We start from the raw sequence: 11,218 nt of genomic DNA, 5'->3' as shown, positions 1-11,218 counted from the left end.
AGCGCATGGCACAGCAAACGCCCAAGGTGAAGTCGGCGGACCGCGTATTGGATATTTTTGAATTGTTTACAGGGGAAAAGGATTCGTACAATTTGACGGAAATATCGAAAGCGCTAAATATGCCGCCGAGCAGTACGTATTTGATTATGCAAAATATGCTGAACAGAGGGTATTTGGAGACGGACCGGTCGGGCAAGCAGTTCCGCATCGGATATAAGCTGTTTACGATACGCTCCGGATATATGCGAAGCACGAGCTTGACGGGCGAATTCAACCAAATTGCCGAGAAAATTGTGGACGATTTGAACGAAACGGTGAGCCTGGCCATTAAAGCGGGGGATCAGCTGCTGTACATCGGGGAGAAGGTGAGCAGCCATGCGCTGCGTTTTACGCCGAATATGGGAACGACGCTGCCGCTTCATGCGACGGCTTCCGGTAAAATTATGCTCGCCGACCTGACGATGGAGGAGCTGCGCATGTTGTATCCGACGGAGGAGCTGGGGCAAATGACGGGGAAGACGATCTCCTCCTTCTCCGAGCTGCTGAAGGAGCTGGATAAAGTGAGAGAGCGGGGCATCGGCTACAACTTGGGCGAGACGGTCGACGGCGTCCATTGCGTTGCCGGGCCTGTGGTGGATGCCGAAGGAAGAACGGCTGCCTCGATCAGCATTTCGATTCCGATCGTGCGCATTACGGATGAAATATGGGAGAAGGTGCACTACTGGATCAGAAGATCGTGCGAGGAGCTAGGCGTAAAGGTATACCGTCAGCAATAGCGCATAAAGGGGAGAAGTAAGCCTATGGAATCCCTGTCGTTTCGATCGATCGAATTCACGAAGCGGGACAGCTTTACAAGAGGCATCGAAGGGCCGGCGTGCGACGCGCAAGGAAACGTGTACGCCGTCGCGTTCAAGCACGAGACGCCGCGGGCGATCGGGCGGGTGAACGAACGCGGGGAGGCGAGCCTGTTCGCCGTGCTCCCCGAAGGCAGCATAGGGTGCGGGATGCGGATTCATCCGAAGCGCGGCCTAATTTACGCAGCGGATTTCGCAGGACACAATGTGCTGCAAATCGAGCTTTCCACCGGAGAAATCGCCGTACTGGCCTACGAGCCGCGCATGAACCAGCCGAACGATCTGGCCATTACTTCGCAGGGAGTATTGTTCGCCAGCGATCCGAATTGGGACGCTTCGACGGGACAGCTGTGGCGCATCGATCCGGACGGAGGCATAAAGCTGCTGGAGTCGGGCATGGGGACGACGAACGGCATCGAGGTCAGCCCCGATGAACGGACGCTGTACGTCAATGAAACGATGGAGCGGCGCATATGGGCATACGATTTGTCCGGCGATTGCGAGGTCGGCAATAAACGGTTATTTTACCGGTTCGAGGACCATTTGCTGGACGGCATGCGCTGCGACGCCGCCGGCAATTTGTATGTGACCAGGTACGGCAAAGGCTGCATCGCCGTCATCTCCCCGAGCGGGGAACTGCTTACGGAAGTCGGCCTTCACGGCAAAAACTGCACCAACCTAACGTTCGGCGGCGCGGACGGCCGAGACTGCTACGTCACGGTCGGCGATCACGGCAACATCGAGCGGTTTCGCACGGACATCCCCGGGCGCTGCTGGACGATGTGGCGGTAAGGCGAAGGAGCTGTTAAGGAAGATAGACACTAGTATGAAGTTTGGATACAATATGTTCGGGGAAAGAGGGGGGATATCCTTGGAACAATCGTCGCCAAAAGTAAAATCGGCGGACCGCGTTTTGGACATTTTCGAGCTTTACACCGGAGAGAAAGATTCTTATACGCTAACGGAGATTGCCAAGTCGTTAAACATGCCCGCCAGCAGCGCATATCAAATTTTGCAAAATATGTTAAGCCGGGGCTATCTCGAGTCGGACAGCACGGGAAAGCATTTTCGCCTTGGATACAAGCTTTTCGAAATTCGGGTTCAGCACCGGAAAAGCACTTCTTTGACCGCGGAGTTTTTCCACATCGCCGGGAAGATGGCGGAGCAGCTGAACGAGGTCGTCATGCTGGGCGTTCGGAGCGAGGATAAAGTCGTATATATTGCGGATAAGCAAATCGCGCAGCCGTTCAGAGTATCTACGAGCTTAGGCTCGGTATTGCCGCTGCATGCCTCGGCGTCGGGAAAAATATTGCTCTCCCGATTGTCGGAGGAGGAGCTTTCCTCGATCTACCCGAAAAAGAAACTAAAAGCGTTTACAAGCAAGACGATCACCAGTCTGGATGCGTTAAAAGCCGAGCTCGTGAAGGTGAGGGAAGAGGAGATCGCCTACAACCTGGGCGAGTCGGTGGAGGGCGTTCACTGTATGGCCGGTCCCATCTACGATATGGAGGGGAATGTGGTCGCATCCATCAGCGTGTCGATCCCCGTCATCCGCATCACCGACGAACTATGGGAAAATACGCGGTTCTGGATCACGAAAGCGTGCAAGGAAATCAGCAATAAGGTGTACTTGCAAAATTAAGCGCGGAGGCAAGTGATGAGATTATCGATAACAAGGCTCATGGCCTATTGGGTCGACTTTGCGCTTGCTGCATTTGTTCTTGTCGGAGCGCAGCTGCTAACGTATTATGCGACCGGCGGGTATCCGTTCGACACGTTTGCGAACGGGTACGAAATCGAACGGTGGGTGCTTCTCACGATGTCATTGCCGGTGTGGGTTTATTTTATTGCCGCCGAGTATTTCTTTTCCGCTACGATCGGGAAAACAATTTTCAAACTGGCTGTTTTCGATGCGAATGGCGGCAAACCGCGCTTGCTTCAAGTCATCGGAAGAACTTTCGTGAAATTGCTGCCGTGGGAAATGACGCATTGGATCGTTCTAGCGCCTGAACCGTGGTGGAGCATTCAGCAACCCGAGAACATGAATTTGATCTGGATCCCGAACGCCATGATGCTGGTCTATATCGTTTCCTTGTTTTTAGCCGGCGGAAAGCGCGCGCTCCATGACTTTATTGCAAGAACCGCAGCAGGTCAGAACGATAAAAATTGTAAAGCCGCAAAAACCGAAGCGTCAGCCTAACGGCTGGCTTTTTGTTTTTTTCACAAATAAAAAAAATATAGATATACATGAAAAAATCGTTGACTATCGATAACCGCAAAGATAGAATTTCTTTAACAACTGGAAAAATAAGCAAGGGGATTAAAGAGCGGATACTCAGTCTAGTCTAAGGGGGCACTATTGATGCGACAACAGTTGCTGGCGGCGCTGCCGGAGGAGCATACGCGGTTTACGCAGCTGCCGAACGAGCTGGGGCACAATGCGGTATGGGATTTCGTAAAATCGCCGGACGGACGGTTTTTTGTAAGCGTTTGCGGGGAAAACGAGAAGCCGTTGACCGCGCTGCTCTACGAGTATTATCCAAAGACGGGCGAGCTGCGGCTCATCTTTGACGTGGCAAAGGCTTGGATTGTTGACGCGCAGCAAATGCCGCCCAGCAAAATTCATACGAGCATCGATTTTATGCCGGACGGACGGCTCATTCTGGCTACCCATAATACGGCCCCGGCGCCCGGGCACAAGCAATGGATGTTCGAGCAGTATTACGAGCATCCGTGGGAGGGCTATCCCGGTTCGATCCTTATGTTCGTCAATCCCGATACGAACGAAGTCCAAGTCCGGGGCATTCCGGTTCCGCGGGAGAGCGTGTACGGCGGCATGCTTGGGAACGATCCCCGGTATTATTATTTTCTCGGCTATATGAGAGGGCATTTTTACCGATTGGATTTGGAAACGAACGAAGTGAAGGATTACGGAAAGGTGTCCGAGTTTTCCTCATGCCGACTTGTGAAGGACAAGAAGGGGCGCTTCTACGGAAGCTCGTACACCGGGGGGATCTGGAGGTACGATCCTGAGACGGACAGCATCCAAGATGTGAAAGCGAGCTTCACGTCGCCGAACGGCACGAAGCATCGGAGGCAATTTATTTTCGCCGTTCATTCCCCCAAGGATACGATCTTTATGGTGGATAACATGGACGGCGAGATGATCGAGCTGCATCCGGACACGCTGGAGATTACCCGCCACGGGCACATTCATCTTCCCGGGCAAATTCCGGTCAACCCGTACGGAATCGGCGGTTTGGCGGCTGACGAACATTTCGTTCTTTATTACGGTTTAAAGACGTTTGACGGCTATTGTCCGATTCGGCTCGTCCGCTGGGACGTGTATAACGGCGGTACGCCGGAAAATCTCGGATTGATTACGTATGCCGGCAAAGATTCGCAATATGTTTGCGAAATGATATTCGATTCCGACGGCTGGCTGCATATGGTCGACGTCTGCGGAGAGTTTTCGCCTTACATATTGGCGGTTGACGCGAAGAAGCTGCAGCCTCCGGGAGCGGATGCTCCGGCTGCGGCATTACGGCCGTATTCCGAGCCGGATTACAACGGAATCGGCGTTCCCGCGTACATGCATATCGTCGCCGAACATACGCGCACGCTGCCGCTGCATCAGCATATGGATTGGCATGACACGGCGGTATGCCACATGCGGGTTGCCGGCGGGAAGCTGCATTCGGTGAACGGGCGCAACCGGGTATTGCTGATCGAATCGGATATCGGCGCTAATGCGCCGTCCGGCATCTCCGTTCTTTACGATCAAGCGGCTCCGCGATCTTGCGTCGATGCGGATGACGGTACGACGGCCGTATTGACGGCGGATGGGAACCTGCTGATTGCCGATTTGGCGGCGGGCGTCGTCCGGAAACAGGTTTCGCTGAAGGATGGTGCAGTGCTTGCGGCGCTCATTTGTTTCCTTGAGAAAGATATGCTGCTCGCGAACGATGCCGAGGGCTTGCTGCACGTGATCGATGCCGGCGGGGACGGCCGTTCGGACATGTTACCGGGCGTGCGCTTAGCTTCGGAACAAAGCACGGTCATTCGGCTCGACGATGAGAGGCTGCTGTTGTCGGGAAATAACGACGAGCTGCTGATGTACATCCTGAAGGATCGCTCTGCGGTCATGCTTCAGGTGAAAGCCCCATCCGTTCGGGGCAGGTCGTTCCTTGCGGCCGTAACCGGCGGAGCGCCGCTTGCGGACGGAACGGTCGTTGCAGGAACGTATGACGGGATGCTGTTCAGCCTATCGCCCGATTTACGGAAAAGGACTTGTTACGGACGATTGCATTCCGCCGGGATGCTTCGTAATTTGATCCGGCTCAGCGGCAGCGAAGTTGTCGGCGTATACGGAGGAGAACGGGATGCGGGGCACGTATTCCATTTCTCGCCCGATTCCGGCTTTGTCGATTTGGGGAGGCCGCGCGTCATTAAAGACAACAACGATCTGCGCCAGATCGATGCGGAATGGGCGAACATTCACTTCATTTCGTGCTTGGCTTATTCCCCGGAAGACGACATTTTGGCCGTAGGCTCCGGAGAACTGTACGGCAGCATCGTTCACTATCAAGGCGTAGTCCGGCCGAACGATTCGAATCCGTAAGACGGGAGGGTGGTGGTCATGCTGAAAATACAAGGCCATCGGGGCTCGTCGGAGGCATATCCCGAAAACACGATGCTATCGCTTCGGGAAGCGTATAAGGAAGGCGCCGACGGTATCGAGATGGACGTTCGACGGGCGGCGGACGGCGTGTTCATTCTGATGCACGACGCTTCCGTGGACCGGACGACGAACGGCGGCGGGTTGATCGAGCGTTTGAGCTACGGAGAATCCTTGCGGCTGCTCGACGCCGGAGCGTGGAAGAGCGAAGCGTTCGCCCGCCGGGAGGATACGAGGGTGCCGGCTTTAATCGAAGCGCTGGAAGAGTTCAAAGGAACAAACGTCGATCTCGTTCTTCATCTGAAATGCGCGGAGGATGACGCCGTTCCGCTCTTGCGGCTCGTTGCCGAACGAGGAATGCTGGAGCAAGCCGTATTTTTCGGAAGACCCGGCGCCATCAATCGGATCAAGCGGGAGGAGCGGCGGGCGCGAACGCAAAATGACGGAGCGCCCGGGGCGGAAGATTACGGGCCGATTTTGGATAACGCCATTGCGCACGGTCACGATGCGGTTAGCGTGCATCCGTCCGTCACGCCGGAGATGGTCGAGCGGATCAGACGGCATCGCAAGCTCGTTCATTGTTCTTTTTTATATGACGATTACGAGGAGCAAACGAGGCATTTGGCGCGGCTCGGCGTCGATGTCGTACTGGGAAACAATGTGAAGCGGATGAGGAACGGTCTGGAGCTGCTAGATTGATAGAATCGAGGCGATTGAAGTGCAAAATCAAGGAACGGCTCGCTCGGACTACCGGCAGGCGGAGGAGCGTTACGACGTCGTCGTTTGCGGCGGCGGCTTGGCGGGCTTCTGCGCGGCTGCGGCGGCCGCACGCCATGGCGCGCGCGTTTGCCTGGTGCAGGACCGTCCGGTGTTCGGCGGCAACAGCTCGTCGGAAATCCGCGTTCCGCCGCAGGGCGCTGCAAGCTTTCATGCTTACGCCCGGGAGACGGGCATTATCCACGAGCTGCTGACGGAGGAACGGGCGCGGAATCACGAGGAACCGACTTGGGACAACGGCTGGATCAACAGCGTATGGGACATGGTGCTGTACGATACCGCCATGCGGACGCCGAATTTGACGTTTCGGCTGAATACGGCCGTAACGGGCGTGCGGATGAAGGATGAACGCACGGTGGAAGCCGTCATCGGCCGCGTCAATCAGGCGGAGACGGAACTTGCGATTTGCGGCGATCTGTTCATCGATTGCACCGGGGACGGCATCGTGGCGGCATTCGCCGGCTGCGAGTGGCGGATGGGAACGGAAAGCCGCGCCGAATTCGGCGAGCCGCATGCGCCGGAGCAAGCGAGCGATGCGGTCATGGGCAACTCGATTCATTTCAAGGCGAAGGATATGGGTCGTCCCGTGCCGTTCAAAGCGCCGGAATGGGCCGTCTATTACGACGATCCGGACTTCTTCTACAAGCAAGGGCGTTGGCCGGGGGAAATCCGAAGCGGCTATTGGTGGATCGAGCTATCGGTGCCGTGGCATACGATTTACGACAATGAGACGCTGCGCCACGAATTGACGAGGCACGTGCTCGGCATATGGGATTGGATTAAAAATCGGGATCCGGAGCTGAGCGTCGCGGCGGCGAATTATGCGCTCGATTGGATCGGCCAAGTGCCGGGCAAGCGGGAAAGCCGGCGCATTATGGGCGAATATTTGATGACGGAGCACGATCCGCTCCAGAAGACGGTTTTCCCCGATGAAGTTGCCTACGGAGGCTGGTTCGTCGACCTGCACGAGCCCGGCGGTTTGCTGGCGCCGTTCAGCGAACGGGCTGCGGCGGAGGGGCATAACAGCGCCTACGCCGCCAAAAGCTACGTCGGCCCTTACGGCATTCCGCTGCGCATCCTGATTGCCAAAGGGATGAACAACCTGATGATGGCGGGCCGCAACGTCAGCGTCACGCACGCGGCGCTCGGGACGGTTCGCGTCATGGGCACGACGGCCGCGATGGGGCAGGCGGCCGGAACGGCGGCGGCCGTGGCGGTCCGCGCCGGCATACCGGCCCGCGACGTGCCGGCGAAGGCGATCGCGGACGTGCAGCAAGCGCTGCTGCGCGACGGCTGCTTCCTGCCGAATGTCGCGGCTGACGACCCCAACGACTTGGCTCGTTCCGCTTCGATCCGAGCCAGCAGCGAGGCGATGCTTGCCGGCTCCGAAGGGCCGTGGCAGCAAGGCGCGGATGCGCTGACGCAGCGAAGGGGGCAATGGATCGCGGTCGGCGCTGAGCGCATCGACAAGCTGTCCGTCGCTCTAAGCAACGAGACGGACTCGGAACAAACCGTAGAGGCGCGGCTGTACGCGGTCGATCATATTTGGGATTACCGGGTCGAGCCGGGCGAGCCGCTGGCAGCGGCCGTTCTGACGGTGAAGCCGGGGCTTGAGCAGTGGGTGGAGTGGCCCGTCGGTTTGGACGTAACGGCGCTGCAAGGCTCCTACATCCGGCTCGACCTGCTGGCGAATCCTCAAATTCGCTGGCATGCTTCCGAGAACGTCGTGCCGGGGCATGTGAGCGCCTACGACCTCGGAACCGGGCAAATGCGCAGGTACGGCGGGGGCGAGACGCTCGGCTTCCGCATCGAGCCGCCGCAAGCTTGCTTCGGCGCCGAGCAAGCGCTTACCGGGGTGACGCGGCCTTACCGATCCTCCAACCTGTGGCGCTCCGACCCGTCCGAACCGCTGCCGCAGTGGCTGGAGCTGTCATGGGGGAGGCAAGTGACGATCGGGCGCATCGAATGCACGTTTCCCGGTCAGCTGCTTAGGGATTATCGGAATTATCGCGCGCTGTACAGAGATCCGCAATGTCCGAAGCATCTTTCGTTCGAAGCGTTCATTGACGGCCGTTGGACGAAAATCGGCGAGAAGGATGAGCAGTATCACCGCCGAGCCGTGATCGTGCCGGAACAGCCTGTCGTAACCGACCGGCTTCGGGTATCGGTATTGTCCACGAACGGAGACCCGTCCGCAGCGATCTACGAAATTCGGTGCTATTCGAGTTCGAACGGAGAAGGTGAGCGAGGTTGAACACGCTTCAAGATAAAGTCATTTTCATTACCGGCGCGCTCGGAACATTGGGCCGAAGCGCCGTCTCGATGTTTTTAAGCCGCGGGGCGAGCGTCGCCGCGTGCGACCTCGCCGGAATCGAAAACTGCCCTGACTCGGAACGGCTCGCGGAGCAGTACGGGAAGGAGCGATTTCTGTTCGTAGAGGCCGACGTTTGCGACGAAAACAGCGTCATTTCGATCGTATCCGAGATTGAACGGAAATTCGGCCGATTGGACGGCTCGTATCATAACGTCTACACCAACGTGTGGAAGCCGGCACTGGAGCTGACGCTGGCAGAATGGGAGGCTTCCATCCGCGGGACGCTGACCAGCACTTTCATTGTTTGCAAGCATGTGTTGCCCTTGATGATCCGCTCGGGGGGAGGCTCCATCGTCAATACGTCTTCGATTCTCGGGCAGATCGTTTCTCCGGGCTGTCTCGCGTACGGCGCAGCCAAAGCGGGCGTCAACCAATTCACGAAAGTGCTGGCGGCCGACTATGCGCGGTACGGAATCCGGGCCAATGCGCTCGTGCCCGGCGATTTCAAGCCCGACGACATGCTCGCGGGGCTGACGGAGCAAGCGAAGGAGACGATCCGCAGCGTCGTTTGGCTGGGACGGAGCGGCAGGGCGGATGAGATCAACGAGATGGCGGCGTTTCTGCTCTCGGACGCTTCTTCTTATATAACCGGCGCCTTATTGCCTGTGGACGGGGGCTTTCATCAATGAAACCGTTATTACTGCATTACTGCACGCGGGAAGAAATTTCGGAGATGGCCGGCCGAGGCTATGCCGTCCTTATCCCGCTCGCCGCAACCGAGCAGCACGGCCCGCATCTTCCGGTATTTACGGACAGCTTGATTTGCGAGCACATCGCCGTCCGGGCGGGCGAGCTCGCAGCCGCGCACGTTCCGCTGCTGATTTCGCCCGTGCTGACGTTCGGCTGCTCGCAGCATCATCTTTCCTTCGGCGGCACGATATCCTTTACGTCATCCACCTATTTGCAGATGCTCAGGGACATCGGCGAAAGCTTGGTCACGGACGGCTTCCGCAAAATGATATTCCTGAACGGACACGGCGGCAACGAACCGATCATGCACCAGACCGCCAACGATTTGGCCGTCAACTATCCGATATGGACCGCTTCCGCATCTTATTGGAGCGTAGCGGGCGATGCGCTGCGCTTGGTGAACGCGAGCGAGGTCGGGATGGTGCCGGGTCATGCGGGAGGGTTCGAAACGTCCGCGATCATGGCGATCCGGCCGGAGCTCGTTAGGACGGATCGAATCGGCGCGGAGCATACAAGCCGACCTTGGATCAACTCCGGTCCGCCGGGCGCCTTCATCGGCAGGCACCAAGAGCTGACCGGCTGCGACGGATATACGGACGCTGCGGCGGCCGCATCGCCGGAGAAGGGCGGGATGTATCTCGACGCGATAATCGGCAGCGTGGCGCAGTGGCTCATTCGGACGGTCCGCGCCATGGAAGAGGGGGAGATAGGAAGATGAACGAAACGGGCAGGCGCGCCGCGAAGAAGGTTGCGGTCATCGTTACAGAGTACCGGTTCAACTCGCATGCCGATGTCATACTGGGACGGCTGCTCGGCGATTTTTCTTACGAGCCCAAGGTTCAAGTCGTGTCCATCTACACGGATCAAGCGCCTCCCGAGGATATGAGCAGAGAGGCGGCGCGCCGGCTCGGCATCCCGATTTATCCAACCATTCGGGATACGATTCGCGCGGAGCATTGCCCGGAACCGATCGACGGAGTCGTCATCATCGGAGAGCACGGCAACTATCCGAACAACGAGAAGGGACAGACGCTTTACCCGAGACGCCGCTTTCTGGAGGAGACGCTGCTCGCGCTGGATGAACTCGGACTCGCGGTGCCGATCTTTTCCGACAAGCATTTTTCCTACGATTATCGAGAGGCGGTGTGGATGTACAACGAGTTGAAGCGGCGTAACATACCGTTCATGGGCGGCTCCTCGATTCCTCACACCGAGCACGTGCCGGCATACGACCTACGGAAGCTTCGCACGCTGAAGGAGGTGTTAGTCATCAGCCATTCGACGCTGGTCGAGGCTTACGGCTTTCATGCGCTGGAGGTGCTGCAGTGGGCAGCAGAACGGCGGAACGGCGGGGAAACCGGCGTCCGGACGGTCTCGGTAACGAAGGGAGAAGCGGTATGGTCGGCGATGGACCGCGGCGAATGGCCGGAGGATTTGATGCTGCAGGCGTTATCCGTTTATCCGGGACTGCCCTCGGTTCACCCGCGCGAAATCGAACCGGGCCCGATCCTGATGTTCATCGAGTACGAGGACGGTACTAAAGGCTACATCGTTCAATTCAAAAGCTTGGTCGAGCAATGGGGCTACGCCTTCCGGAGCGTTGACGGCGAAGTCGTTGCGGCGCTTTGCAACAGTCAGCTGGACCGGCCGTTCGATCATTTCGAGCGGCTCACCCGAATGATCGAAGAGATGATCGTCACCCACAAGCAGCCGTTCCCGATCGAGCGCACGCTGCTCACCACCGGGCTGACATGTGCCGTGGTCGACAGCTTCCACTACGGCCAAACCATCGAAACGCCCGAGCTAAGCATCGTTTATGGCGCGGGATCGGAATAAACAGTCGGC

General features: G+C 57.7%; 10 protein-coding genes. All 10 read left to right on the top strand.

Going from position 1 to position 11,218, the window contains the following annotated elements:
- Positions 1-5: 5 nt before the first annotated feature.
- Positions 6-776 carry an IclR family transcriptional regulator gene (locus PT964_RS04370; protein WP_274362110.1) on the top strand — a complete coding sequence of 257 codons (771 nt, stop codon included), beginning with the start codon at positions 6-8 and terminating at the stop codon, positions 774-776.
- Positions 777-800: 24 nt separating this feature from the next.
- Positions 801-1,646, top strand: a complete 846-nt coding sequence (locus PT964_RS04365) for an SMP-30/gluconolactonase/LRE family protein (protein WP_274362109.1) — start codon at positions 801-803, stop codon at positions 1,644-1,646.
- Between the two features lie 79 nt (positions 1,647-1,725).
- Entirely contained in the window at positions 1,726-2,496 is a 771-nt protein-coding gene (locus PT964_RS04360; protein WP_274362108.1) for an IclR family transcriptional regulator, read from the top strand.
- A 15-nt stretch (positions 2,497-2,511) separates the two neighbouring features.
- Positions 2,512-3,054 carry an RDD family protein gene (locus PT964_RS04355; protein WP_274362107.1) on the top strand — a complete coding sequence of 181 codons (543 nt, stop codon included), beginning with the start codon at positions 2,512-2,514 and terminating at the stop codon, positions 3,052-3,054.
- A 162-nt stretch (positions 3,055-3,216) separates the two neighbouring features.
- The gene (locus PT964_RS04350; protein ID WP_274362106.1) at positions 3,217-5,475 is read left to right on the top strand and encodes a ligand-binding sensor domain-containing protein; all 2,259 of its coding nucleotides are present in this window, start codon (positions 3,217-3,219) and stop codon (positions 5,473-5,475) included.
- Positions 5,476-5,493: 18 nt separating this feature from the next.
- Positions 5,494-6,231: a glycerophosphodiester phosphodiesterase gene (locus PT964_RS04345; RefSeq protein ID WP_274362105.1), complete on the top strand. Its 738-nt coding sequence runs from the start codon at positions 5,494-5,496 to the stop codon at positions 6,229-6,231.
- 19 nt (positions 6,232-6,250) lie between these two features.
- Positions 6,251-8,563, top strand: coding sequence for an FAD-dependent oxidoreductase (locus tag PT964_RS04340; protein ID WP_274362104.1), 2,313 nt, complete (start codon positions 6,251-6,253; stop codon positions 8,561-8,563).
- Entirely contained in the window at positions 8,560-9,312 is a 753-nt protein-coding gene (locus PT964_RS04335; RefSeq protein WP_274362103.1) for an SDR family NAD(P)-dependent oxidoreductase, read from the top strand. Before PT964_RS04340 ends, PT964_RS04335 begins: the two co-directional genes overlap by 4 nt.
- Positions 9,309-10,091: a creatininase family protein gene (locus tag PT964_RS04330; protein ID WP_274362102.1), complete on the top strand. Its 783-nt coding sequence runs from the start codon at positions 9,309-9,311 to the stop codon at positions 10,089-10,091. Before PT964_RS04335 ends, PT964_RS04330 begins: the two co-directional genes overlap by 4 nt.
- The gene (locus PT964_RS04325) at positions 10,088-11,209 is read left to right on the top strand and encodes a hypothetical protein (protein ID WP_274362101.1); all 1,122 of its coding nucleotides are present in this window, start codon (positions 10,088-10,090) and stop codon (positions 11,207-11,209) included. The genes PT964_RS04330 and PT964_RS04325 overlap by 4 nt, the downstream gene beginning before the upstream one ends.
- Positions 11,210-11,218 lie beyond the last annotated feature (9 nt).

This window comes from Paenibacillus thermotolerans (genome assembly GCF_028745515.1).
GTDB lineage: Bacteria > Bacillota > Bacilli > Paenibacillales > YIM-B00363 > Paenibacillus_AE > Paenibacillus_AE thermotolerans.
The sequence above is the reverse complement of the archived record's forward strand: the minus strand, read 5'-3'. Positions and strand labels throughout refer to the sequence as shown.